Origin of the sequence: Flavobacterium sp. K5-23 (genome assembly GCF_023278045.1) — a bacterium.
GTDB lineage: Bacteria > Bacteroidota > Bacteroidia > Flavobacteriales > Flavobacteriaceae > Flavobacterium.
In genome coordinates this window covers 1,851,351-1,877,719 of record NZ_CP056783.1, presented here as the reverse complement: position 1 = coordinate 1,877,719, position 26,369 = coordinate 1,851,351, and the positions used below count along the sequence as shown (strand labels likewise).

The 26,369-nt window shown below is 33.3% G+C and carries 20 protein-coding genes; 15 read left to right on the top strand and 5 right to left on the bottom strand.

Annotation, left to right across the window (positions count from 1 at the left end; genetic code table 11):
* The first annotated feature begins 97 nt into the window (after positions 1–97).
* From FLAK523_RS08180 to FLAK523_RS08140, 9 genes are all read left to right on the top strand, one after another.
* The gene (locus FLAK523_RS08180) at positions 98–2,419 is read left to right on the top strand and encodes a type IA DNA topoisomerase (protein WP_248902456.1); all 2,322 of its coding nucleotides are present in this window, start codon (positions 98–100) and stop codon (positions 2,417–2,419) included.
* A 535-nt stretch (positions 2,420–2,954) separates the two neighbouring features.
* Positions 2,955–3,434 carry a DUF6265 family protein gene (locus FLAK523_RS08175; RefSeq protein ID WP_248902454.1) on the top strand — a complete coding sequence of 160 codons (480 nt, stop codon included), beginning with the start codon at positions 2,955–2,957 and terminating at the stop codon, positions 3,432–3,434.
* Between the two features lie 191 nt (positions 3,435–3,625).
* Positions 3,626–6,019 (top strand): TonB-dependent siderophore receptor, encoded by a 2,394-nt coding sequence (locus FLAK523_RS08170; RefSeq protein ID WP_248902452.1) that lies wholly within the window; start codon positions 3,626–3,628, stop codon positions 6,017–6,019.
* A 2-nt stretch (positions 6,020–6,021) separates the two neighbouring features.
* Positions 6,022–6,555 (top strand): hypothetical protein, encoded by a 534-nt coding sequence (locus tag FLAK523_RS08165; protein WP_248902450.1) that lies wholly within the window; start codon positions 6,022–6,024, stop codon positions 6,553–6,555.
* Complete coding sequence (locus FLAK523_RS08160) at positions 6,527–7,042, top strand: hypothetical protein (protein ID WP_248902448.1); 516 nt, start codon at positions 6,527–6,529, stop codon at positions 7,040–7,042. The genes FLAK523_RS08165 and FLAK523_RS08160 overlap by 29 nt, the downstream gene beginning before the upstream one ends.
* Positions 7,043–7,053: 11 nt before the next feature.
* Entirely contained in the window at positions 7,054–7,590 is a 537-nt protein-coding gene (locus tag FLAK523_RS08155; RefSeq protein ID WP_248902447.1) for an IS630 family transposase, read from the top strand.
* Positions 7,578–7,733 (top strand): hypothetical protein, encoded by a 156-nt coding sequence (locus FLAK523_RS08150; RefSeq protein WP_248902445.1) that lies wholly within the window; start codon positions 7,578–7,580, stop codon positions 7,731–7,733. The genes FLAK523_RS08155 and FLAK523_RS08150 overlap by 13 nt, the downstream gene beginning before the upstream one ends.
* A 129-nt stretch (positions 7,734–7,862) precedes the next feature.
* Positions 7,863–9,770, top strand: a complete 1,908-nt coding sequence (locus tag FLAK523_RS08145; protein ID WP_248902443.1) for an alpha/beta fold hydrolase — start codon at positions 7,863–7,865, stop codon at positions 9,768–9,770.
* Between the two features lie 322 nt (positions 9,771–10,092).
* A complete protein-coding gene (locus FLAK523_RS08140) occupies positions 10,093–10,641 on the top strand; it encodes a porin family protein (protein WP_248902441.1) in 549 nt (182 codons plus the stop codon).
* A gap of 150 nt (positions 10,642–10,791) precedes the next feature.
* On the opposite strand, the gene FLAK523_RS08135 is transcribed toward FLAK523_RS08140, so the two are convergent.
* On the bottom strand, positions 10,792–13,425 hold the full coding sequence (locus tag FLAK523_RS08135; RefSeq protein ID WP_248902438.1) for a valine--tRNA ligase: 2,634 nt from the start codon (positions 13,423–13,425) through the stop codon (positions 10,792–10,794).
* 227 nt (positions 13,426–13,652) lie between these two features.
* Between FLAK523_RS08135 and FLAK523_RS08130 the strand changes: the two genes are divergently transcribed.
* Positions 13,653–14,042, top strand: a complete 390-nt coding sequence (locus tag FLAK523_RS08130) for a DUF1573 domain-containing protein (RefSeq protein ID WP_248902436.1) — start codon at positions 13,653–13,655, stop codon at positions 14,040–14,042.
* A gap of 57 nt (positions 14,043–14,099) precedes the next feature.
* Here FLAK523_RS08130 and FLAK523_RS08125 read toward each other — a convergent pair whose 3' ends face one another.
* Positions 14,100–15,428 (bottom strand): retropepsin-like aspartic protease, encoded by a 1,329-nt coding sequence (locus tag FLAK523_RS08125; protein ID WP_248902434.1) that lies wholly within the window; start codon positions 15,426–15,428, stop codon positions 14,100–14,102.
* A gap of 204 nt (positions 15,429–15,632) precedes the next feature.
* On the opposite strand from FLAK523_RS08125, the gene FLAK523_RS08120 reads away from it, so the two are divergent.
* From FLAK523_RS08120 to lgt, 5 genes are all read left to right on the top strand, one after another.
* Positions 15,633–16,826 carry a pyridoxal phosphate-dependent aminotransferase gene (locus FLAK523_RS08120; protein WP_248902432.1) on the top strand — a complete coding sequence of 398 codons (1,194 nt, stop codon included), beginning with the start codon at positions 15,633–15,635 and terminating at the stop codon, positions 16,824–16,826.
* 270 nt (positions 16,827–17,096) lie between these two features.
* The gene (gene folE / locus FLAK523_RS08115) at positions 17,097–17,768 is read left to right on the top strand and encodes a GTP cyclohydrolase I FolE (RefSeq protein ID WP_248902430.1); all 672 of its coding nucleotides are present in this window, start codon (positions 17,097–17,099) and stop codon (positions 17,766–17,768) included.
* A gap of 144 nt (positions 17,769–17,912) precedes the next feature.
* The gene (gene cysS / locus FLAK523_RS08110; protein WP_248902428.1) at positions 17,913–19,391 is read left to right on the top strand and encodes a cysteine--tRNA ligase; all 1,479 of its coding nucleotides are present in this window, start codon (positions 17,913–17,915) and stop codon (positions 19,389–19,391) included.
* 73 nt (positions 19,392–19,464) lie between these two features.
* Positions 19,465–19,698 (top strand): membrane protein insertion efficiency factor YidD, encoded by a 234-nt coding sequence (yidD, locus tag FLAK523_RS08105; RefSeq protein WP_248902426.1) that lies wholly within the window; start codon positions 19,465–19,467, stop codon positions 19,696–19,698.
* A gap of 107 nt (positions 19,699–19,805) precedes the next feature.
* Complete coding sequence (gene lgt / locus FLAK523_RS08100) at positions 19,806–20,732, top strand: prolipoprotein diacylglyceryl transferase (protein ID WP_248902424.1); 927 nt, start codon at positions 19,806–19,808, stop codon at positions 20,730–20,732.
* 56 nt (positions 20,733–20,788) lie between these two features.
* Here lgt and FLAK523_RS08095 read toward each other — a convergent pair whose 3' ends face one another.
* The 3 genes from FLAK523_RS08095 to secDF form a co-directional block, all read right to left on the bottom strand.
* Complete coding sequence (locus tag FLAK523_RS08095) at positions 20,789–22,384, bottom strand: T9SS type B sorting domain-containing protein (RefSeq protein WP_248902422.1); 1,596 nt, start codon at positions 22,382–22,384, stop codon at positions 20,789–20,791.
* Between the two features lie 182 nt (positions 22,385–22,566).
* Positions 22,567–22,863, bottom strand: a complete 297-nt coding sequence (locus FLAK523_RS08090; RefSeq protein ID WP_368670287.1) for an acyloxyacyl hydrolase — start codon at positions 22,861–22,863, stop codon at positions 22,567–22,569.
* Between the two features lie 405 nt (positions 22,864–23,268).
* The gene (gene secDF, locus FLAK523_RS08085) at positions 23,269–26,238 is read right to left on the bottom strand and encodes a protein translocase subunit SecDF (protein ID WP_248902420.1); all 2,970 of its coding nucleotides are present in this window, start codon (positions 26,236–26,238) and stop codon (positions 23,269–23,271) included.
* Positions 26,239–26,369: the final 131 nt, after the last annotated feature.

Genomic DNA, 26,369 nt, shown 5'->3' with positions numbered 1-26,369 from the left:
GCAATGACTCTCTGATTGTCGTTCATAACTACTGAAGATTTCTATTAAATACCAATTTCAAAATCCTTAATTTGCGGCTTCAAATCAGTAGGAGAAAATGAAGGTCTGTATTGCAGAGAAACCAAGTGTAGCACGCGAAATCGCATCCGTTTTAGGGGCCAATACCAAACATGATGGCTATTATGAAGGCAATGGCTATGCTGTAACCTACACCTTTGGGCATTTATGTACCTTGAAAGAACCTAACGATTACAAATCGTATTGGAAAAGTTGGGATTTGAATAACCTGCCTATGCTTCCCGAAAAATTTGAAACTAAAGTGGTTCAGAATTCGGGCATCCAAAAGCAATTCAAAATCATAAAAAGTTTATTCGACAAAGCCACATTGGTAATCAATTGTGGGGATGCGGGACAAGAAGGAGAACTCATTCAGCGGTGGGTAATGAACGAAGCCAATTATAAAGGCGAGGTACAACGTTTATGGATTTCATCCCTAACCACTGAAGCCATTAAAGAGGGTTTTGAGAACTTAAAACCATCCGCCAACTACGATAATTTATACTATGCCGGTTTTTCCAGAGCCATTGGCGACTGGTTGCTCGGTATGAATGCCACCCGTTTGTACACCGTAAAACACGGCGGGTATAAACAAGTATTGTCAATTGGTAGGGTTCAAACTCCTACGCTGGCAATGGTTGTTGACAGATGGAAAGAAATTGAAAATTTCGTGCCGCAACCGTATTGGGAATTGCAAACCTTATATAGAGAAACGCTTTTCAGTTATGAGGAAGGTCGTTTTTCGAATAAAGAAGACGGAGAACTTTTGGCCAATAAAGTACAAGAAAGTGATTTCGAAATTGTTTCTATTGAAAGAAAGAATGGTAATGAGTTTGCACCTAAACTGTTTGATTTAACAGGATTACAGGTGTATTGCAATACCAAGTTTGGGTTTTCGGCAGATGAAACACTTAAAATTGTGCAAACTTTGTACGAACAAAAAGTAGTCACCTACCCCAGAGTCGACACCACCTTTTTACCGAACGATATTTATCCAAAAGTTCAAGGGATTTTACAAAACCTGACTAATTATGCTGCGTTAACACAACCGGTATTAGAAAAAAAGATAAAAAAATCGACCAAAGTTTTCAATGATAAAAAAGTAACGGATCACCACGCCATTATCCCAACGGGAATACAATCTAATTTGCAGCACAATCAGCAGCAAGTATATGATATCATTACAAAGCGGTTTATTGCGGTGTTTTATGACGATTGTTTGGTAGCCAATACTACCGTAATCGGGAAAGCAGCCGATGTCGCTTTTAAAACCACTGGGAAAGAAATCCTGAAAAAAGGATGGCGCGTTGTTTTTGAAAATCCAAATGCTAAAGAAAAAGAAGCCGATATATTACCGAGTTTTGTAAAAGGCGAAAAAGGACCACACCAGCCTTCGTTTTTAGAAAAAGAAACCAAGCCACCCAATCAGTTTACGGAAGCGACTTTACTGCGTGCTATGGAAACCGCTGGAAAACAGGTAGACGATGAAGATTTACGCGAGTTGATGAAAGAAAACGGAATAGGCCGTCCATCAACGCGAGCTAATATTATCGAGACGCTTTTTAAACGTCAGTACATTATTCGAAACAAAAAACAGGTATTGCCAACACCAACAGGGATTCAATTGATTGACACGATTCAAAATGAATTAGTGAAGTCAGCTGAGCTAACAGGTTCTTGGGAAAAGCAGTTGAAAGACATTGAAAAAGGAACTTTTACAGCTGGTGCGTTTATCAATAATATGAAACGAATGGTCGAAGCTTTAGTGTATGAAGTACGAAGTGAAACCAAACGCGCTAATATTTCGCATGCGGGAAGTGTTCAAAAGGAAGAAGCCAAAGTGGAAAAAAAGAAAGCGGCAGGAATAATGGCGGAAACCTGTCCGAAATGCAAAAAAGGAACACTTATAACGGGAAAGTCGGCTTATGGCTGTACTGGATATAAAGCCGGTTGTGACTTTCTATTACCCTTTACTTTTGCCGAGAAAAAAATATCCGAGAATCAATACTTGAGATTACTTCAAAAAGGCTCAACGGTAAATTTAAAAGACTTTAAAACCGAAGCCGGAACCGTGGAAGGATTACTTCGCTTTGATGAAAATTTCAAGTTAATATTAGAACCTAAAAAGACAGTCGCTCCTACTCCACCCACTGAAAACAAAACAACATCGGATGCATTAGCTTGTCCGAAATGCCATAAAGGAACAGTTCTAAAAGGAAATACCGCTTATGGTTGCAGCAACTACAAACTGGGTTGTGATTTCAAAGTGACTTTTGATGTGGTTCGTGAAAAACTAAAAAATCAAAAACCAACGAAAGAATTGGTGCATACTATACTGAAAGAGAGTGTTTTAGAAAATTAGAACATCCCTTTGAGTCTAAAAACTTAATGACAGCTTTTTTTATGCGTACGTTCAAGATACATTTTGAAATACTACCAATGACGTTTTGTTGAAAGTAAAAAATTATGTTTTACTAATTTTCTTTTTTGCTTGATCAAAAAAGAAACAAAAAAATCAAGTCTACACTCCCTCGTCGGTCAAATTAGTTCTCAAATACTAAAAGAAAAGAACTCGCTGCGCTCAAACAGCTTTTCTTTTTACGTATTCTTCAAACATTTGACGCTCGACTGCGGAAGCTAAGGACAATTGAACCTAGTAAATAATAGCAATTTTAGTTTGTAATTGAATTCAACTTAAATCCTCAAGCGTCATATTATATTGCTTTTTTCGTGAAAAAATTATGCCTAAAAGTGACGTGAAACAAAAAATCCATACAGAATAATTTTTAATTCAGCCAGGAGTTTATTCCTTTTGGACATTCCAAAACTAAAAAAGGGACACTATTCAATTTTTTCCTAATTTAGCCGTTCAAAACAATATCAAAATATTCTATCTAATGTTTCAAAAAACGACACTTATACTGCTTTTGTTAGCGATTGTTTCTTGTAAAAAATCGGCATCTAAAGAATACGAAAAAATTAAAATTGCAAATTGGTTAATAGGAACTTGGGAGAATAACTCAGCCGAGGGAAATCTTTCTGAAACTTGGAAAAAAACAACCGACAGCACTTTTCAAGCGCAAAGCTTTTTTATTAAAGGGAAAGACACCTTGCATTTTGAAACTATCAACCTAAATCAAGTTGATGAGGGATTAGAATATAATGCACAGGTAAAAGGTCAAAACAATGATAAATCAGTACGTTTCGCACTGACAGCTTCAACTGAAAACCAACTCGTATTTGAAAACCCAAAACACGATTACCCACAAAAAATAACGTACACAAAAATAAATAAAGACAGTCTTGTGGCAGAAATTTCTGGAATCCAACAAGGAAAACCAACTTCAGAAAAATACCCGATGAAGAAAAAACAGTAAAAAACAGTGTTTTCTATCTTCTACATACAACCTTGCCTTTATTTGGTGAGGTTTTTTATTTTACAAAACTATTGATTGTCAATAAACTACCTATTTTAATAAATATTATTTTTATTAAGTCTAAATAAGTCTTTATTTATCAGATTTTACATTCTATATTTGCATTGTTATTTTTAATCAATCTAAATAAAATGAAAGAATCATTTAAAATCATAGTCTTATTATTCATCTCCTTATTTGCTAATGCCCAAGAAACAGGAAATATTGAAGGTAGAATCTTGTCTTCTGACGGAGTTCCCATTAAAGGAATATCCATTAGACAGGCAAAAGCATCCTATTCGAATAAAACAAATCAAAATGGGGAATTTCGCTTCCCTAATTTCCCAACCGGGAATCACGTCATTGTTATAGAAGGCAATGGTATGAAAAAACAAACTAAAGAAGTAAAAGTATCTCCCTCACAAACTACCAAGGTTGAATTTAAACTTGAGGAAGAAATACTGGCACTAAACGAAATTGTGATTGTGATTAAAGGCACTCCAAATAAGAAAAGAGAAAGCGTATTATCCGGGATTAACTTAAAACCAATGGATATCCCACAAAGCATTCAAATTATAGGAAGCGCCACTATTGAACAACAACAAAGCATCCGATTAAGCGATGTTGTAAAAAATGTGAATGGTGTTTATGTAGGATCGGCTCGTGGTGGTGCTCAAGAAACTTTTTGGTCCAGAGGATACGATATGTCGGCAAATAATATGTTCAAAAATGGTTTCCGTATAAATAATGGAGCAATGCCAGAAGTCGCCTCTTTAGAAAAAGTGGAAGTACTAAAAGGAAGCGCCGCACTTTTATTTGGAAATGTAACCCCAGGAGGAATTTTAAATATGGTTACAAAGAAGCCTTCATTCAACAAAGGTGGAGAAGTAGCTATGCAAATGGGAAGTTACTCTTTTTACAAACCATCAATAGATTTTTACGGGCCATTAAATGACGTCATTGCCTACCGCTTTATAGGTTCTTATGAAAACTCGGAGAGCTTTAGGGATGTTGTAAAAAAAGAACGTTATTACATCAATCCATCCGTGCTATTTAAAGTAAGCGACAAAACCGAAATTGTATTGCAAGGGGATTATTTACACGATGATTGGACACCGGATTTTGGAACTGGTTCCATCGGAAAAGAAATTGCAGCTGTTCCCCGAAATACGTATTTAGGAGCCAGCTGGTCTAACGGAAAAACAAGCCAAGCTACCGTTTCCGGTATTGTGAAATATTCTATTAATAACAATTGGAAACTGAATTTCAACACTTCTTTCCAAAACTATGACCGAACTAATGAAGGAACGGAACGCATACAACCTTTGTTAAACGGAGATTGGAATCGTCCTCTTGGAAAAAACAAAACACTTGAACAAAGAGGTAGTGAGCAAATAAATATACAAGGAACATTTCTTACCGGAAAAGTAAAACACCAATTATTCTCTGGAATTGATGCCGAAAACATTTTTTCAAAAAATTATACCTTTACTTTTAATCCTATAACTTACGACCAAATAAACATTTTTGATTTAGACAAATACATTCCAAGAACAGATATTCCATTGGTTAAAAACACAAAAATTGTAAGTACTACAACGAATCGTTTTGGTGTATATGCTCAGGATTTAATATCAGTTACTGAAAAAATAAAAATACTGGCAGGATTGCGTTGGTCTTGGCAAGAAGCACAAGCAATAACAAACGACTTGCTTACCATTAAAACTACTGAAGGGCCTAAATTACTTGATGTGGCTTTTACACCTAAAATAGGTGTCGTATATCAACCAACAAAAAATAGTTCATTGTTTGCCAGTTATGCAAACTCATTTACACCAAACTCAGGCCTAACTATATACAATACCCCGATAGAAGCGTCCATAATCGATCAGTATGAAGTAGGAGTAAAAAATGATTTCTTAAAAGGAAAACTAAGTACCAATATTACGTTATACCAAATCGTGAACAGCAATTTATCCCAAACCGCTGAATTCAATCTGGATGGAACAATAAATACGAATTCCAATATAAAAACATTAAGCGGCGAAACTACAAGCAAAGGAATAGAAATAGACATTAATGCAAAACCAATTGAAGGACTTTGTATCCTCGCAGGATATAGCTACAACGATATGCGTTATACAAAAACCACAGGGAGTAATGGTAGTTTTATCGAAGGAGATCGTTTAGCAAGAACCCCAGCAAACACTGCAAATCTTAGTTTTTTCTACACTATGCCTGTTGGTCTTTTAAAAGGATTTTCCATAGGTTCAGCTGCAAATTACATTGGAAACAGAGTTGGAGGATGGAATAATCAACTGGTAATCAACTCCACTACGGGCGCTGTATCAATCAGAGACAGGGAAATACCAATAGATGGATATACAACAATAGATTTTTCTGCGGGATATAACTGGAAACAATTTTCTATCTTATGTAAATTGTCTAATATTGCCAATGTTTTGAATTATACCGTTCACGAAAATTACAGTGTAAACCCAATCGCACCAAGACAACTAACGACATCAATCAAATATAAATTTTAAAAATGAAAAAAAACAAACTCCGCAACCTTCATCGTGACTTAGGGTATTTCTATATTGGATTAATTATATCATTTGCATTTTCTGGACTAATGATGAACCACAGAGATTATTGGCATCCCGATAAATACACTACTGAAACCAAAGCAATCGAAGTAATTTTACCCATAGAAAGTGATATCACCGAAGAATTTGCTGAAAATTTAGGAAAAGAATTAGGTATCGACGATAAGTTCAGACGTCATAATGTTAAAGAAGGTAAATTTAAAATTTCATTCGAAAAAAATGATGTGGAAATCGATATGAAAACGGAAAAAGGGGAAATCGTCTCTTTTATAAAAACTCCTGTCATCAGTCAAGTGATGAAAATACATAAAAGCACCTCGGATTTTTGGATTTATTATTCGGATATTTTTGCCTTGAGTTTAATACCAAACGAAAATATAATATATACCAATTTTGATAATTGGTTTTTTTATGTTATATTTGGACTATATTATAAAAGTAATCATGGCGCATGCAAAAATTTTGGTAATTAAGGAAACCGAAAAAGAAATAAAAAATCTGCTCAAACAATCTATTCCGTTTATTGGTCAACGTTTGAGAGTTCTGCTGATTTTGAAGCAAAACGAAAAAGTAGGGATTTCTAAACGTGAGGTTGCTAAATTAGCTGTGGTTGACCCTAATAGCGTTCAGAATTGGAGGACATTATACCTTAATTCTGGAATTGAGGGTTTGATGAAGCATCAAAAAACAGGTTTTAAGCCGTCGGCTTTTAATGCTATTGAACACAATATGTTGGAAACAAAACTCAACGACCCTCAAAATGGACTTCAAGGCTATGTTGAGCTTAAAGATTGGATTGAAAAAGAATCAGGGAAGACTTTCAATTACAATACGTTGCTTTATTATTGCATCAGGAATTTTAAATCAAGTGTAAAAGTAGCCCGCAAAAGTCATGTCAAAAAAGACGAAGATCAGGGAATCTCTTTTAAAAAGACTTCGGACGAATCTGTCAAGAAATAGCACTAAATACGGTGGGTGATTTTGACTCTGTAAACTTGTATTTTCAAGATGAATCGCGTTTTGGTTTGTTCACTCGAAACGGAAAATCAGTTACTGCTATTAGTGTTAAGCCGATTTGTGCTTTCCAACAAGTTTTTAAATCAACTTGGCTTTCTGGAGCTTTTTCGCCCATAACTGGAGACCATTTTCAATTAATACTCCCACATTGCAACGCTGATAATTTTCAAGTTTTTTTAGATAATTTCTCAAAGGAAAATCCGAAAGAACTCAAAATAATGGTGCTGGATAATGGAAGGTTTCATAAGGCAAAAAAATTAATCATTCCTGAAAATATTGTTTTGGTTTTTCTACCACCATATAGTCCAGAACTTAATCCCGCTGAAAAAATGTGGGCAAAATACAAACGAGAATTTTCTAATAAATTTTATAATTCATTGGAAGATGTAGAAGATTTCATTACTAATGTCGTAAAAGCTACAAGCAAAAAAGAGGTAATGAGTATCTGTGGATATAGCTATGTATTTTTAGATAAAATTTGGGCCATATAATACATGTGTTTGGTATAATAACAATTGCATTAACTGGAACAATAATGGTTAAAGGAGGTAAATTTAGTTGGAAAAATAGAGGTTGGAAACTGGCATTAGCAGGATTAATTTTCCCTTTATTATTCTTGTTTTTACTAGGTTAATACAAATTTAAAGAAATCAACAAACCTCGTTTAGCAATAAACGAGGTTTTTTTTTACAAAAATCACGTTTTTTACATATATTTGATAGTATAACATCTGATTTCTAAATACTTACTAAATTTTTTAATTATGAAAAAAACACTGATTTTATTTGGGACATTTTTATTACTGATTATTACTTCTTGTAAAGAGGGTAAAAAAGCTCAAGAAGCACGTATGCCGGAACAATATGCTTTAGAAGATTTATACAATACAAAATCCATTAGCGCATCAGGATTTAATGCTGATGAGACAAAAATACTGATAACGAATAACGCAACGGGAATCTACAACGCCTATGAGTTAAACATTTCAGATACTACTGCAATAGCGTTGACGAAATCTACAAATGAGAGCATTTTTACAACAGATTATTTACCCGGAAGTTCTAAATTTATTTATTCTGCTGATGAAGGTGGAAATGAGAATTCGCACTTGTATGTAATGGATCGCAAAGGCACTTCTCCAAAAGATATTACTCCCTGGAAAAATAGTGCCAATAGTTTTTTTGGCTGGAGCCAAGACAAAAAAAATATGTACATCAATAGTAACAATAGAGATGTAAAATATTTTGATTTATTAAAACTAGACACTATTTCTTGGAAACCAACCGTTTTATACCAAACCGATTCTGACTTATCGCCTTCCTTGATAAGCAAATCCGAACGATACATCGCGTTAAACAAATCCATTACGACTGATAAAAACGAAATGTATTTGTACGATCGAAAAACAAAAACGACCAAAAGGCTCAGTACTGACAAAGAAGCAAACTGGAACCCAATGGCGTTTGAGAAAAATGACAGTATTATGTATTATTCAAGTAATGAAGATACAGAATTCAGTTATCTGGTTAAATACAATATCAATACTGGAAAATCAGAAAAAATATTCGAGGACAAATGGGATATTAATTATATGTATTTAAGTGAAAATGAAAAATACCATGCGATATTCATTAACAATGACGGAAAAAACAAAGTGCTTCTTTTTGACCATGCTACCGGAAAACAAATTGATCTCCCTGCATTTAATGATGGGGATGTTACTAATATAATTATATCCAATAGCGAAAACAAACTCCTGCTCACCGTGGGAAGCAGTACGAGTCCAGCAAACCTTTTTCTTTATGACATTCCTACTAAAAAACTGAAACAACTCACCTCCGTTTTAAACAAAAAAATAAATCAAAACGATTTGGTAACTGCGGAAGTAGTTCGTTTTAAATCATTTGATGGGAAAGAAATTCCTGCTATTTATTACAAACCAATTCAAGCATCCAAAGACAATAAAGTACCTGCATTAATTTGGGTACACGGTGGTCCTGGAGGGCAAAGTCGCATTGGGTATTCAAACAGTATTCAATATTTAGTAAATCGCGGCTACGCCGTTCTAGCCGTAAATAATCGTGGAAGCAGCGGTTATGGAAGAACTTTTTACAAAATGGACAACAAAGACCATAGCAATGGAGATTTAAAAGACTGTATCTGGGGCAAAAAATGGCTTGCAGAACAAGATTATATTGATCCAAATGCCATTGGTATATATGGAGGAAGTTATGGAGGATGTATGGTTCTTGGCGCATTAGCATTTCATCCAGAAGAATTTAAAGTAGGTGTCGATTTATTTGGTGTTGCCAATTGGCCACGAACACTAAAAAGCATCCCTCCTTTTTGGGAATCTTTCCGAAAAGCCTTGTATGATGAAATGGGAGATCCTTATACTTCAGATAGTATTAGACTAAAAAAGATTTCACCCCTTTATAATTATGACAAAATAAACAAACCTCTACTGGTTTTTCAAGGCTCAAATGATGTTCGAGTACTTCCTATTGAAAGCAATGAGATTGTAGCTGGTGTTAAGAAAAACGGGGTTCCTGTTGAATACATTGTATATCCAGACGAAGGGCACGGTTTTCAAAAAAAGGAAAATCAAATTACTACAACAAAAACAACTTTAGCTTTTTTAGAAAAATATTTAAAAACGCCTAAAAAGTAATTGTTTCCTGAAAGAAAAATCCTGTCTCTATTTTACATCGAGATGGGATTTTTAATTTTATAAATAGACTAAAACCTTATTTTAATCCAGCCAAACTTTGCTCTATTGTAGTAATTTTTACTAAAGCATCAGCTTGTTTTTGTTTTTCGTTTGCCAAAACTTTCTCATTTGAAAACTTTTATTAATTTAATTTTAAGAAAATGGGAGAATAAATATAACCTTTTGTTAAATGTAACTAAATCAATGTTAAAACTGTTTTAAAACAGATTTAGCATCCAAATAAAAATCTGTTATTTGACATATAAATCTTATATTTTAAATTATGAAAAAAATTTTATTTACAGCAGTAGTAACAGTTTTTGGATTACTAAATGCTCAGTCTCAAGAAATTAAACTTGGGATTAAAGGGGGCCTAAACTTTGCCTCAGTTAGCGGAAATTACACCGCAAAGCCCGAAACCGTAACGGCTTTTAATTTTGGAGTTTTGGCAGAAATACCTATAACTGAAAAATTTTCGTTTCAACCTGAAGCACTATTTTCGGGTCAAGGATTTGCTATAAACAAAGATGTGGTAGCATTAAATTATTTAAACATTCCATTAATGGGTAAATATTATGTAACAAAAGGACTTAGTTTAGAAGCAGGACCACAAATTGGGTTCTTGCTTTCTGCTAAACAAGAAAGTGTCAATGTAAAGGACTCATTCCGTTCATTAGATTATGGTATTAATGCAGGACTAGGTTACAAACTAGACAATGGACTTAATTTTGGTATTCGATATAATGTTGGATTATCTGATATTAGTAAAACAACTAATTTTAATAATAAAAATGGTGTAGCACAAGTTTCTATTGGCTACTTCTTTTTATAAGACCTGATAATTTTTAAAATCATTTTAACAAAACAAATCTATTTTAGATTTCCTTAACCCTATTACAGATTTGCATTCCATGTCTACTAAAAACAACAAACCCGACCTATAATATAAGTCGGGTTTGCTTTTTTATTAAAATTAGAAATCTTATTTCAATCCAGCAAGACTGTTTTCGATAGTTTCAATTTTTGCCAAGGCATCAGCTTGTTTTTGTTTTTCGTTTGCCAAAACTTTCTCAGGCGCACCAGCAACAAATTTCTCATTTGCCAGTTTTGATTCTACTGATTTCAAGAAACCTTTAGTATAATTCAATTCCGTTGTCAGTTTTGCAATTTCTTCTTCCACATTAATACTTCCCGTGATAGGAATAAAATATTCATTAGAATTAACGCGGTAAGATAAGGCACCATCTACTTTTTCAGCTACATATTCTAATGAAGTGATGTTCCCTAATTTAGTGATAACCGAATCAAAATAAGTTGAAACCTTATCGTTATTGATCACTTTTAATTCGATAGTATCTTTAAAAGGAATATTTTTATCCTTACGGATTGTTCTCACTCCAGAAATTACCTCAATCGTATTTTCGAAATCAGTAATTAAACTCGCATTAAACGGTTTCAATTCTGGCCAAGTAGAAACAATCAATGCTTCTTCTTTTGTTCTTGGAGCTAATATTTGCCAAATCTCTTCTGTCAAGAACGGCATAAATGGATGCAATAATCTCAAGTTGTTTTCTAACATTTCTATCGCTTTCGCAAAAGTTACGCTGTCAATTGGTTGTTGGTACGAAGGTTTTATCATTTCAAGAAACCAAGAACAGAAATCATCCCAAACTAATTTGTAGGTTCCCATTAAAGCTTCTGAAATTCTGTATTTCTCAAAATTATCTTCAATTTCTAAAAGTGTTTGTTGCAACTTAGCTTCATACCATTCAATTGCCACTTTAGAAGATTCAGGTTGCGGAATCGCATCCGAAACTTCCCAACCTTTGATTAATTTGAAGGCATTCCATATTTTATTGGTAAACCCTTTTCCTTGGTTGCATAATTCTTCGTCAAACATAATGTCATTTCCTGCAGATGCGCTTAAAAGCAATCCTACACGAACACCATCGGCACCAAATTTTTCGATTAAATCCAAAGGATCAGGAGAATTCCCTAATGATTTAGACATTTTACGTCTTTGTTTGTCACGAACTAAACCAGTCAAATATACATTTGTAAATGGTTTTTTATCAGTGTATTCATATCCTGCAATAATCATTCTCGCTACCCAGAAAAACAAAATATCTGGACCCGTTACTAAATCATTTGTTGGGTAATAGTATTTAAAATCTTCACTTTCTGGATCCATTATTCCACCAAAAACCGACATTGGCCACAGCCAAGAAGAAAACCAAGTGTCTAATGCATCTACATCTTGAGTTAGGTTTTGGGTTGTTAGGTTTTGGTTATTAGTTCTTACTTTAGCTAAAACTAATGCTTCTTCGATTGATTCAGCTACTACAAAATCTTCTTTTCCATCTCCGTAGAAATAAGCAGGAATTTGTTGTCCCCACCACAATTGACGGGAGATATTCCAATCGCGAATATTATTCAACCAGTGTGCGTAGGTATTTTCAAAACGTTTAGGATGTAATTTAATATCTCCATCAACTAATACAGATTGGATTGCTGGTTTTACTAAATCTTCCATTTTCAAGAACCATTGATCAGATAATCTTGGTTCGATAACGGCTTTTGTTCTTTCAGAAGTACCCACTTTATTCATGTGAATTTCTGTTTTAGCTAAAGCACCAATTGTTTCCAATTCTTTGGCAATTTCTTCACGAACTACAAAACGGTCTTTCCCTTGGTAATGCATACCAAAACTATTCATTGTTGCATCCTCATTGAAGATATCAATAATTTCCAAATTGTGTTTCTCTCCAAGAGTTTTGTCATTCATATCGTGAGCAGGGGTGACTTTTAGGCATCCAGTTCCGAATTCGATATCAACATACTCATCTTCGATAATTGGAATCACTCTACCACATATAGGTACAATCGCTTTTTTCCCTTTTAAGTGAGCAAAACGTTCGTCATTTGGATTGATACAAATCGCACTGTCTCCAAAAATAGTTTCTGGACGTGTCGTTGCAATTGTCAAGAAGTCTTCACTTCCTTCAATTTTATATTTTAAGAAATATAATTTCCCTTGTTGTTCTTCGAATATTACTTCTTCATCAGATAAAGTGGTTTTGGCTTCCGGATCCCAGTTTACCATTCTATATCCGCGATAAATCAAACCTTTATTGTATAAATCAACAAAAGATTTAATTACTGAAGCTGACATATCAGGATCCATTGTAAACTTTGTTCGTTCCCAGTCGCAAGAAGCACCCAGTTTTTTTAACTGCTCCAAAATTACGCCACCATATTTGTCAGTCCAATCCCAAGCGTGTTTTAAAAACTCCTCACGTGTTAAATCATTTTTATTTATTCCTTCTGCTTTTAACTTTGCCACAACTTTGGCTTCCGTTGCAATCGAAGCATGATCAGTTCCAGGAACCCAGCAAGCATTGAAACCTTTAAGACGCGCTCTACGTATTAAAACATCCTGAATCGTATTGTTCAACATGTGCCCCATATGCAAGACTCCCGTTACATTTGGCGGAGGAATTACAATAGTATAGGGAGTTCTATGATCTGGCTCAGAATGAAAATAATTGTTTTCCATCCAGTAGTCGTACCATTTGTTTTCAATAGTTTTAGCGTCAAATTGTGCAGGAATTGTCATTGTATATTGGATAAGTTTAATCAAAAATTTAATAATAGATTAATATATAATTAGTAGAATAGTCGTAAATTGTATCTTCAACACTATTCACCAAGATTTACTTTGGTCTAATTATTGCAATCTTATTAGGGAACAAAAGTAAATAATTAAGTACACTATAAAAAGAGAAATAAAAATTTGTGTCCTAATTAAAACAAAGTACATTTACTTTAACAAAATAATTTCAAATGAAAAAAATAGCAACATTAATAGCGGCTATACTATTTAGCAGTATTGGATTTGCACAAAGCGGAGCTAAAATTGAATTTAAAGCCAGCAATAACACAATAGATTACGGAACTATCACTAAAGGAAATGATAATGGTATTAGAGCTTTTGAGTTTAAAAATACTGGTGATGCTCCTTTAATAATTACTTCTATACAATCTACTTCTGGTTTCACCATATTATCAAAACAAAATGATACTATTTTACCTGGAAAATCAGCTAAGATTGAAGTGAAATACAATATGACTACTGGTCCTATTAGAAAAACTATTACCGTAGAATCTAATGCAACTAACTATGATAATGGAAGGATTCCATTAAAAATAAAAGGTGAAGTAACCGAAAATTAATTACTGATAATTATATAGCACAAGCGCTTCCTGAATAAATATCAGGAAGCGCTTTTTTTATAAAACATTTTGCAGTTGAAATTTAAAGATTAAAGACTGATTTCTTCTTTCTACTTCGAATGTTATCCAGTTCTCCTCTTCAGATCTTAATAGAGATATAATATTTTGTAAAGTGTATTTATATGCAGGATTCTTATTAATTGATTTTATTATATCCCCTTTTTTTAAGCCGGCTTTTGAAGCAGGTGAATCATTTCGAACAGACACAATTTCATAAACTGGTTTTAACTCAAATTTATATTTAAATCCAGAAGTGTTTTTGTTTTTCATTGGGTCAGTACCGTCTGTATATACTTTAAATGTTTCTAATTTCACAGTCTCCTGAACCCATTGCATACCTGCGTGCCCTATTTCAACCCCACTTTTATTATACAAGAAAGGATTATTATACAGTTTGTTTTTCCTTAAAAACATACTTTCATTTTTATAGTCAAAAACCAACGAAAACCGTTTTAAAATTTCACCACCTATCGAACCCGCACGACTTGAAACCATTTTCACGTGTTTAATAGAACTAGAGTCGGGAAATGCTGCTATTGGATTAATAAAATTGAAATTTGAAATTTGAAATTTTGAAACTCGAGCCCTCTTTCCTATCACATCACCACTGAATCCTTTCCCTAAATAATCTTCGAAATTTTTTTTAGGAATTATAATAGAATTAGACTTTTGTTCAAAAAGCCAAATAGCATCACTGTTCCCAACATCCACTAATAATTTAACCGGGATTATTTTTTCATCCAGAACTACCGAACCATTTACATATGGTTTAGCTTTTTCAATACTAATAGCCACTTTATCAAATTTCCTTTCTATTTTTTTTCTGTTTCGACTATTATCTTCATAAACATAAATCTTCTTTTTATTATAATTGATTTCAATAAGATTACTTTTAAAAAAAGTATAACCGATAATCCCGTTTACAGGAATCCCTATATGTGATGAAATGTTATAATCTTGATCTAGAATAATATAAACCAAATGGTTTTTAGACACTAAACCCCTTACTTCAAGAACATTATTACCAGACTTCAGACCTTGAATTGGTTCATCACTTCCTAAACCTCTAAGTATTACTTTTTCTGTATTTTTAAAACTAATTTCTTTTTCATCTTCTAAACTAAATAATACAGTCTCCTCAACACCTGAATCTAATAAAAATGTCAATTCTACTCCATTTACAACGATTGGAATAAAAATTAAATTATTTATCATTTTAAAAGGAATACTGACTTTATTTATTTTCTTTTCAAATACAAAATCATTCTGTGCTGAAACAAAAATACTATGTATAAAAAGAAATATTATTAGACCTGTTTTTTTCATACTTGAAGAGTTTACTTTCATTATAAAGAAATGTGCATATTATCAAAAAATACATACAGCGTAGTCATATTCATTTAATAAGAAAAGCTTTCCATAAAAATACAAAAAACATAGCGAAAAATTAAATATTTAACAATAAATAGGAAAAGCAGGATGTGAAATCCAAAAAAAAAATTGCAAATTTGCATATCAATAAAAACTATCATGCCAAAAATATCAAACAAAGGCTTACAAATGCCTGAATCTCCAATACGTAAATTGGTTCCATATTCTGAAATTGCTAAGAAAAAAGGTCACAAAGTTTATCACTTGAACATTGGTCAGCCTGATATCAAAACTCCTGAAGTGGCAATGGAAGCCATTAAGAACATTGACATTAAAGTATTAGAATACAGCCATTCTGCTGGTTTTGAAAGCTATAGAACTAAGTTGTCCCAATTTTACAAATCTCAAGGTTTACCTATTGATGTTGCCGATATAATTATTACCACTGGAGGATCTGAAGCATTAATGTTTGCTATGGGAAGTACAATGGATCAAGGAGATGAAATCATAATTCCTGAGCCATTCTATGCTAATTACAACGGATTCTCAACTGCATCTGGAGTTACAGTAGTACCTGTTATCTCAAGTATTGATACTGGTTTTGCACTTCCAGCAATTGCAGATTTCGAAAAATTAATTACACCTAAAACAAAAGCGATTCTAATATGTAATCCAGGTAACCCAACAGGGTATTTGTATTCAAAAGAAGAGATGATGCAATTAGCTGAAATAGTTAAAAAACATGATTTATTCTTGATTGCTGATGAAGTATACAGAGAATTCACTTATGACGGAGACATTCATTATTCAGTAATGAACATTCCTGGATTAGAAGAAAACGCGATCATGATTGATTCGGTTTCAAAGAGATATAGTATGTGTGGTGCAAGAATAGGATGTATTGTTTCTAAAAACAAAGCGCTTATGACTGCAGCAATGAAATTTGCTCAAGCACGTTTAAGCCCTCCTACATTTGCTCAAATTGCCAGTGAAGCGGCTCTTGATACTCCTCAAAGTTATTTTGATGAAGTAATATCTGAATACAGAGAACGTAGAGACACACTTATTGAAGAGTTAAAAAAGATTGAAGGGGTAAAAGTGGCTACACCAAAAGGTGCCTTTTATTGCATTGCAGAACTTCCTATTAAAAACGCTGATGATTTCGCTCAATGGCTATTAGAAAGTTATGACTATAAAGGAGAAACAGTTATGGTAGCACCTGCTGCAGGTTTCTATTCAACTCCTGGCGTAGGTTTAAACCAAGTTCGAATTGCATACGTGCTTAAAAAAGAAGATTTAATAATAGCTGTACGCATTCTAAAAGAAGCAATAACAGCTTACAACGCATTATAATACAACTTTTCAAAAATGAAAAAAACCCACAGATTAATTTGCGGAAAATTTGATTTTAAAATTTAAATAACTGACTCTAAGTCATATTAACAAAGGCAATAACATTTTTAAAGTTATTGCCTTTGCTTTTTAATAGCATATTGAATAATTCGAATAGAAGAATACCCACAAAAAGCAATGATTAATTATTAAAGCCTTTAGAAATTCTTTAGTTTTAATTATTTATCTTTACAGCTTAAAAATAAATACCCACTATAATAGTAGCTTTTAATGATAAACAATGAAGAATTTCATGACGAAATAGGAGATGATCATATTGGTTCATGTGCAAAAAACCCAGTTAGAGACGACGCATTCGATATTTCTGATGATGAAAAAATTGAAAAAATAAAAAAAGATGTTGAAAGTATTCTATTAACTCTTGGGATGGACTTGACAGATGACAGCATGAAAGGCACACCTAATCGTGTAGCTAAAATGTTTGTTAAAGAAATTTTTGCTGGTTTAAATCCTGCAAAAAAACCAAAGGCATCCACTTTTGACAATAACTACAAATACGGCGAAATGTTAGTTGAAAAAAACATAACCGTCTATTCCACATGCGAACACCATTTATTACCAATTATAGGTAGAGCACATGTTGCTTATATCTCAAACGGTACCGTAATAGGTCTTTCTAAAATGAATCGAATTGTAGAATATTTTGCAAAAAGACCTCAGGTGCAAGAGCGTCTGACGATGCAGATAGTTCAGGAATTACAAAATGCATTAGGTACGTTAGATGTTGCTTGTGTAATTGATGCGAAACATCTTTGCGTGAATTCAAGAGGAATCAGCGATATCGAAAGCAGTACAGTAACCTCAGAATTTGGTGGAAAGTTTAAAGAAGATCGCGCAAGAAGAGAATTCTTGGATTACATTAAACTAGAAACAAAATTCTAAACGGATTACTTAAAAATAATCCCCTAGCTCTGATTGTAGTAAAAATCCTTTTTATTTTTTTTTAAATAAAAAGATTGCAACAAAAAGCAGGACCCGAGCGAAGCGAACAGACGAAGTAATTAGCTCCTAAAAAAAATAAATAAAATGCCGTTATACAAGAATCAAACTCTAAGGATATACAACTCTCTTTCAGGAGAAAAAGAAACTTTCGTACCTATACACGAAGGAAATGTGGGGATGTATGTTTGTGGACCTACAGTTTACAGCAATGTCCATCTGGGAAATGTGAGAACTTTTATGTCTTTTGATGTTATATTTAGGTATTTTTTGCATTTAGATTATAAGGTGCGTTACGTTCGTAATATTACTGACGTGGGGCATATTGTGGATGATGTTGATGAAGGTGAGGATAAAATTGCTAAAAAAGCACGTTTAGAACAACTGGAGCCTATGGAAGTGGTTCAGCGTTATACCGTTGATTTCCATGAAATCCTGAAGGCTTTTAACTTTTTACCCCCCAGTATTGAACCTACTGCCACGGGTCACATTATTGAGCAAATTGAAATCATAAAAAAAATCATTGACACTGGAATAGGTTATGAAGCTAATGGCTCCGTCTATTTTGATGTTGTTAAATTCAACGAAACAAATCATTACGGTAAACTAAGCGGCAGAAATATTGAGGATATGCTTGCCAATACCCGTGATCTTGACGGACAATCTGACAAAAGAAATCCGCAAGATTTTGCCCTTTGGAAAAAAGCCGAGCCGCAACATATTATGCGTTGGCCTTCTCCTTGGAGCGATGGATTTCCAGGATGGCACTTGGAATGTACTGCAATGAGTACCAAATATCTTGGTAATCATTTTGACATTCACGGTGGAGGAATGGATTTAAAGTTCCCACATCATGAATGTGAAATTGCGCAAAATGAAGCTTGTACAGGCCAAACTCCTGTCAATTACTGGTTGCACGCCAATATGCTTACCCTAAACGGTAAAAAGATGGCGAAATCTACCGGTAACAATATTTTGCCAAGAGAAATTTTAACGGGTAACAATACCATTTTAAGTAAAGCTTTCACAGCATCAGTAGCCCGTTTCTTTATGCTACAAGCGCATTACAGAAGTATCCTTGATTTTTCTGACGATGCCATTGTTGCTGCCGAAAAAGGATACAAAAGATTGATGGAAGCCATGGATACTATCAAGCAACTTTCAGCAAGTTCTAATAGTACTTTAGACATTTCAGGCTGGAAACAATCTTGCTATGATGCCATGAATGATGATTTCAACTCTCCTATAATGATCGCACAATTATTTGAGGGAGTTCGATATATCAATCTTGTAAATGACGGAAAAGAATCGCTAACGGTTTCTGATTTAGAACTGTTTTTAGTTGCCATGAATGCATTTGTTTTTGATGTTTTAGGACTTGAAGATAAAAAAGCTGCTGACACCGGTAATGATAAATTAGAAGGAACAGTGAATATGCTTATTGCCATGAGAAATCAAGCTAGAGCAGATAAAAATTTCGCTTTATCTGACCAGATTAGAGACCAATTGATAACACTTGGTATTCAATTGAAAGACGGGAAAGAAGGAACTACTTTTTCTATTTAATAAGAGATTCAGTCAATTAGAAAATTAGTCAAAAACTTTTTTCTAGCTGATTGTAATTAATTTCTAAATAATCATGAAGATAACAACTCCATTTATTTTAATGGTTCGGTTTTACCAGACAGCCATTTCCCCGTTTACACCAGCAGCCTGTCGGTTTGAACCTAGTTGTTCTTCGTATATGATTGAAGCTTTAAAAGAACATGGTTTGTTTCATGGTGGTTATTTAGGATTAAAAAGGATAGTAAGCTGTAACCCTTGGGGAAAAACAGGTTATGATCCAGTCCCAAAAAAGAAATGCAAGCATTAAAATTTTTAAATTTATAAATTCAACCGCTGAAAATTAATGTAAGTTTAATCTCTTAATACCTATTCAAACTCAAATCAATAATGTATTTTTACATAAATAAAAAATAAATGACACACGCTTTAAATATTGTTTGGAATCCATCAGAAGGTATTGATCTTGGTTTTTTCATTATCCGATTCTACAGTCTTATGTTTGTAATCGCATTTGGATTAGGATGGTACATCATGAAAAACATCTATGATCGTGAAAACGAATCTTTAGAAAATTTAGATTCACTATTCATTTGGACCGTTCTAGCAACATTAATTGGAGCCCGTTTAGGACATGTTTTGTTTTATGATTGGGAATATTATCGCAATAATTTATTGGAGATATTTTTACCTTTCCGTTTTAGCCCACAATTTGAATTCACCGGATTTCAAGGATTAGCGAGTCATGGTGCTGCCATATCGATTATCATTGCAATGTATTACTACAGTAAAACAATTCTAAAAAAACCGCTTTTATGGATCTTGGACAGGGTGGTAATTCCTGTAGCATGTGGTGCCATTTTTGTTCGATTGGGTAATTTTTTCAATTCTGAAATAATTGGGGAAAAAACGACTTCCGCTTTTGGAATACGTTTTATCCGTGACCAATTTTCACCAAGAGATGCTGTAAACGCAACTCAAATTCAAAACCCAAATGACGCTTATAACGCCATAGCAACAAATCCTGATTTTGCAAACTTACTGCAACAAGTTCCTGCAAAACACCCAGCTCAATTATATGAAGCTTTTTGCTACGTATTCGTATTTGCTATATTATTTTTGTTGTATTGGAAGACAGAAGCTAGAGAAAAATCAGGTTTCCTATTTGGACTTTTTCTAGTTTTATTATTTTCGGTTCGAATGGTTGTAGAATCAGTTAAAGAAAGTCAAGGTGGTTTTGAAAGCGCCTTAGGTTTACTATCTACAGGCCAATGGCTAAGTATTCCTTTTATATTAATAGGAGCCTATTTTATTTTTACAGCAGAAAAGCCTGTTAAAATATAATCCACATTATATATCATAAAAAATAAAAGCTTCCTTAAAAAGGAAGCTTTTATTTTTTATCGTTTTAAGCTAAAATGGGATTTGAATATCTTTATACCATTTTGATCTGCATAATCGACAACAAACCAATAATCCGTACCAGGCATTGGTTGACCGTTATATATCCCATCCCAACCTTTACCAGCTGGATAAATTTCTTTTAAAAATTTACCATATCGATCAAATATTCTAATTACTGAAGCAGTTTGATCTTTTAATCCATCAATATTCCAAGTGTCGTTATAACTATCACCGTTTGGAGTAAAAAACCTGGGGTAATCTATCACTAAAACATTGTTGATAGTTATAGGACTACTACAGCCATTTATATCTATTACAGTTATTGAATGTAAACCAGAAGATACATTATTAAATATAGGGCTTGATTGAAAAACTCCAAAATCTAATTGATATTGATAATTACCCGCTAAAGTTGCAGATACTGATATTTGATGATTATCAACGAAGGCATCTGTTACTGTCCAAGCGACATTTACAAGTGTATTAGAAGGATTTACTGTAACATTAATAGTTTTAGAGGCCGTAGCACATTGATTTGGATCTGTGGTAAACACATAGTTTCTATTTATTGTATTATCTATAACAGAAGGTAGCCAAGATCCGGTAATTCCGTTTGGAGAAGTAGTATTAGTACTTAAATCTGGTACTACTCCACCAGAGCAAACAACTAAATCAGTAAAACTAGGTTCAATGAGTTCTACAATAACACTCATTTTATTTGTCGTTGCACAAGGAAATAAAATGGGATCTGGTGTAAAAATATATTCGGTTGTACCTAATGTCGAAGTATCTATTGTTAAAGGATTCCATGTTCCGGTAATTTGGGGTGAATTGGTAGAATTGGGTAAAGCTAGCGGGGCTTCATTTAAACAATAAGTTGTGGGAATTGGCGAAAATGTTGGAGTTACAGTTGAATCACCACAAGGCACAATACATTTCATTTTTTTTGAAGGTACACAAGGATGCGAAGCGGAAGTCAATGTTAATTCCACAGATTGTCCAGGCAACAAATTCGTAACTATAAAATGTGATTCGTTATTTGGATTAAATTCAGTAACTGAAGCACCTCCTTGAATAGAATAAGTACAAACATACGTCTGCGAAATAAATGCATTGTTGTTTGACCAATCAAATAAAACTGAATTATTAATTGTAGCCGGAGGAGTATAATTTAGAGAATACCTTGGAATTTGAGAAGGATCACACTTAAAATTTAAAATAGTAGCACCACTATCAGCTTCTACTATAACAACAATTGGAACACGAATACTTTCAATACTCGCAATAGTTTGACTAACATAATAAGTTGTTGTCGAACCAACTGAAGTCGTAATAGGTGTTGGAGCTATAGCCATTGGGATTTCTGCCAGCAAATTTGTAAGATACCAATTCAAGGTTCCTCCTCCTGAAGGAATTGCCGTTAATGGTTTTGAACAATTTTGCCAATATCTAACTGGTGAATAAACTGTTGGTGGTGCGGTGGCAAGACTTTCAATTGCATAGCTACACCTACCGTTTTTAGCATAAATACTTAAATCAGATAAAATTATAATCAAAAAAATAAAGACAAATGACTTAGTAAATTTTTCCATGTTCGAAGTTTTAAAAATTCCACAAAAAAACAAGGGACAATACAATAAAAGTAATATTACGTAAATATAAGAAATTCGTGGACGGCATTTTTCAATTTATCCAAAAAAAATAACAACTAACCAATTAACAGCCAATTACTAACATTTAAACCCAAACGAGAGATGAGTGAATAAAATACCGTTTATAAAGGAAAATAAACTCCAAACTCTACATTTATTATATTATACCCGAAGTTGATTTTTTGAATACTTGCATTAGAAGTATGGCGAAAACTAGGCTTTAAATCGAAAGACACTTTGTTAGCTTTAAAAGTGATACCTATAGCCAACACATCGGAAAACGAAAACCCTTTAGATAGTCTATAAGTAACTTTATCACTAATCATAGGTCCAATACTTCCTTGTAAATAAACATTACATTTATCTGTAATTGGTTTACTCATTTTAAAACCTAGATTCAGAATATATTCCCTTATCATAATCAGATTAGATGAAACAACATTATCAGATTGGTATTTAGCAAAATTAATTTCTGGTTGTATTGATAAATCGTATCTATATCTTTTTGATTCTTTTATAGCATAATTTATCTGTAGCTTATAATAATGGCTATTATAACTAAAATCCTTTTTAGATATATCTTTTCCAAGACCATATTAAAAACCGAATGTTACTCTTTGAAATACATCCTGAGGGTACAATACACTAAAAAACAAAAAAAGAATTGAAGTGAAAAATAGATTTAGAAACATAACCAAATTTAAAGAATGACACAATTCCTAAATTCCTTTACTAAATTAATCTATTTTGCTTGAAAGAATTCGGTTTAATAAAAAAAAAAGACCCAACTTACGTTGGGTCTTTTAATAATTCTAGATTTAGAATTAATTTTCTTGATGTTCTTTTTCAACTTTCTTTTTATCCTCTCTTGATATAGTATCTACTAATACCGGAGTTGCAATAAATAATGAAGAATAAGTTCCAACAACTATACCTACTAACATAGCGAAGATAAATCCTCTAATAGATTCACCACCAAATATGAACATAATTAATAATACTACAATCATCGTTAAAGATGTATTGATTGTTCTAGACATAGTAGTATTAATAGAGTTATTTACAATTTCAGAGAATGTCCCTTTAGATTTTCCAGCCAAGAACTCACGAACTCTATCAAATACAATTACTGTATCATTCATAGAATAACCAATAACAGTTAAAATAGCTGCAATAAAGTGTTGGTCAATTTCCATTCCGAAAGGCATAAATTTATAACAGAAAGAATAGATTCCCAATACAAATATTACATCATGCGCAACAGCTGCAATCGCACCTAAACTATACTGCCATTTTCTAAAACTAATCATTAAGTATAAAAACACTAACAACATAGCTCCTAATACAGCCCAGTAAGCATTAGTTTTAATATCCTCAGCAACAGTAGGTCCAACTTTAGAAGCTTGTAAAACCCCTACTTTTTTACCATCATATGCATTTACAAATTTATCGTAAGTAATATCAGCAGAGAAATGTTGTTTTAAGTTGTCATATAACATCTTATTAACTTCCTCGTCAACTTGACTTCCGTTTTCCTGTACTTTGTATTTTGTAGTGATTTTCAACTGATTATCCTCACCGAATATTTTAGCTTCAGCACTTCCAAAAACTTTTGCAAGTTCTTCTTTTACTAATTCAGCCTCAATAGGTTTCTCAAAACGAACTTGGAAAGTTCTACCTCCAACAAAATCTACACCTTGATCAAAACCATTTGTTGAGATTGAAACAACACTTGCTATAACAACAACTGCAGAGAACATATAAGTCCATTTTTTAATTCCTAAGAAATCAAATTTGAAATTAGTAAACATGTTCTTAGAGAAATTAGTAACAAAAGTTAAATCATTCTTTCCTCTTAAGTTTCTATCTAAGAAAATTCTAGCAATGAAAATAGAAGTAAATAATGAAGTTACAATACCAATTAATAAAGTAGTTGCAAATCCTTTAATTGGTCCTGAACCAAAAATGAATAATACAGCACCAGTTAAGATATGTGTTACGTTAGCATCCGTAATAGATGACATCGCTCCAGTCCAGCTATAAGACGTTTTAATTGCCTCTTCAAGTGATTTTCCAGCTCGAAGTTCTTCTTTTGCTCTTTCATAGATAATGATATTCGCATCCACCGCAGTACCCATAGTTAATACGATACCGGCAATACCAGGTAAAGTAAGTACAGCTCCTAAACTTGCAAGTATTCCGAAAAGGAAAAGTAAGTTTACTGCCAAAGCAATATTCGAATACCATCCTGATTTACCGTAATAAACCATCATCCAAAGCGATACTAATAATAATCCAACGATAGCAGAAGTTGTTCCGTTATCAATTGCTTCTTGACCTAAGGATGGTCCTACCACTTCTGACTGAACTATCTCAGCAGCAGCTGGTAATTTACCCGCTCTTAATACATTCGCTAAATCTTTAGTTTCCGTAACATCAAAAGCCCCTGAAATTTCAGATCTTCCTCCTGATATTGGACCACTAGATACTCCTGGAGCCGAATACACAACATCATCAAGAACAATAGCAATATTAGTTTTTTGAGTATAAGCTCTACCTGTTAATTCTTCCCAAGCTTTAGCACCTTGCCCATTCATTTGCATAGAAACGGCAGGCTTCCCTAGTTGGTCAAAAGTATCACTTGCATCAGTAACAACTCCTCCAGCCATAGCAGGGATATTGTCTCTATTACCTCTTAAAGCGTATAACTCAACAGATTCAACATCTTTTCCTTTTTCGTCTTTGAAAGTTGCTGGTTTACCCCAAACAAACTTAGCATAACGTTGATCAGCAGCTAACAATATTTTAATATCAGCTCTTTTCAAGTATCCGTTAATTACTGCAGTATCCTTTGGTGAAAACAAACCAAGAACAGGACCACCACCTTGTCCAATCATTTTGTCTAATAAAGGATTGTTTCCTTTTTTAGCAGCATCAGGAGCTTTTTCATCAGTCAATAAAGCACTTAAAGAATCTTTAACAACCGCTTTAGTTTCAACTTTATTAACTTCAGTTTTTTTCAATGACTCATTTGCAGCCATTAAGAAATTACCAATCTCTTCAATTTTGTAAGTTTCCCAAAATTGTAATTCAGCTTTTCCTTGTAATAGTCTTTTAATTCTATCTACATCTTTTGCTCCAGGAAGCTCAACTAAAATTCTACCAGACTCTCCTAGTTTTTGAATATTTGGTTGTGTAACTCCAAATTTGTCGATTCTTTCTCTCAATACTCCAAAAGCACTTTCTACAGATTCATCAATTTTTCTTTTGATAACCTTTTGTACTTCTGCGTCTGTCATTTGAAAATCAATACCACCTTCACCTTGCAAACTTCTGTTTGCAAAAATATCAGGAGAAGCCAATTTTACAGTTCCTTTTGAATTTGCAGCAAAAGCTTCAAAAAAAGCGTCAGTGTAATTTTGATTTCCTTTTAGATTAGCCGTAGCATCTGCTAATGACTTATTAAAGATTGGATTTTTAGAATTATTCGATAATCCTTTTAAAATATCTTTAACTGATATTTGCAATGTAACATTGATACCACCCTCTAAATCTAGACCTTTATTGATCTGTTTGTCTTTTACTTCATCAAAAGTAAAGCTGGTAAACCCTAAGTTAAATACTGTTTGTTTACTAATAGAGTCTAAATATTTCGCCTCTTTATCAGGATTTCCTCCCGCAAAAGATTTAGCGTCATTTTTAATCTTACTCGAAACGAAAGTGAAAGAAAGTTGGTAAATACTCACCAATGCAAATAGAATTGCAAAAAATTTAATAAGTCCTTTATTCTGCATTATTACTAAAAATTAATTATTTAAGTTCATTATTCTGTTTTTACTCCTAGAAATAACACTCAGCTTCGTTTTAAATATAAAAACAGAAAGCCACGAATTATCTCATTTTTTTTTAACCCGAGCAAATATAT

Coding starts and splice junctions, on each gene's coding strand:
- FLAK523_RS08180 (WP_248902456.1), top strand. CDS start 98: ATGAAGGTCTGTATTGCAGAGAAACCAAGTGTAGCACGCGAAATCGCA.
- FLAK523_RS08175 (WP_248902454.1), top strand. CDS start 2,955: ATGTTTCAAAAAACGACACTTATACTGCTTTTGTTAGCGATTGTTTCT.
- FLAK523_RS08170 (WP_248902452.1), top strand. CDS start 3,626: ATGAAAGAATCATTTAAAATCATAGTCTTATTATTCATCTCCTTATTT.
- FLAK523_RS08165 (WP_248902450.1), top strand. CDS start 6,022: ATGAAAAAAAACAAACTCCGCAACCTTCATCGTGACTTAGGGTATTTC.
- FLAK523_RS08160 (WP_248902448.1), top strand. CDS start 6,527: ATGGCGCATGCAAAAATTTTGGTAATTAAGGAAACCGAAAAAGAAATA.
- FLAK523_RS08145 (WP_248902443.1), top strand. CDS start 7,863: ATGAAAAAAACACTGATTTTATTTGGGACATTTTTATTACTGATTATT.
- FLAK523_RS08140 (WP_248902441.1), top strand. CDS start 10,093: ATGAAAAAAATTTTATTTACAGCAGTAGTAACAGTTTTTGGATTACTA.
- FLAK523_RS08135 (WP_248902438.1), bottom strand. CDS start 13,425: ATGACAATTCCTGCACAATTTGACGCTAAAACTATTGAAAACAAATGG.
- FLAK523_RS08130 (WP_248902436.1), top strand. CDS start 13,653: ATGAAAAAAATAGCAACATTAATAGCGGCTATACTATTTAGCAGTATT.
- FLAK523_RS08125 (WP_248902434.1), bottom strand. CDS start 15,428: ATGAAAAAAACAGGTCTAATAATATTTCTTTTTATACATAGTATTTTT.
- FLAK523_RS08120 (WP_248902432.1), top strand. CDS start 15,633: ATGCCAAAAATATCAAACAAAGGCTTACAAATGCCTGAATCTCCAATA.
- folE (WP_248902430.1), top strand. CDS start 17,097: ATGATAAACAATGAAGAATTTCATGACGAAATAGGAGATGATCATATT.
- cysS (WP_248902428.1), top strand. CDS start 17,913: ATGCCGTTATACAAGAATCAAACTCTAAGGATATACAACTCTCTTTCA.
- yidD (WP_248902426.1), top strand. CDS start 19,465: ATGAAGATAACAACTCCATTTATTTTAATGGTTCGGTTTTACCAGACA.
- lgt (WP_248902424.1), top strand. CDS start 19,806: ATGACACACGCTTTAAATATTGTTTGGAATCCATCAGAAGGTATTGAT.
- FLAK523_RS08095 (WP_248902422.1), bottom strand. CDS start 22,384: ATGGAAAAATTTACTAAGTCATTTGTCTTTATTTTTTTGATTATAATT.
- FLAK523_RS08090 (WP_368670287.1), bottom strand. CDS start 22,863: ATGATAAGGGAATATATTCTGAATCTAGGTTTTAAAATGAGTAAACCA.
- secDF (WP_248902420.1), bottom strand. CDS start 26,238: ATGCAGAATAAAGGACTTATTAAATTTTTTGCAATTCTATTTGCATTG.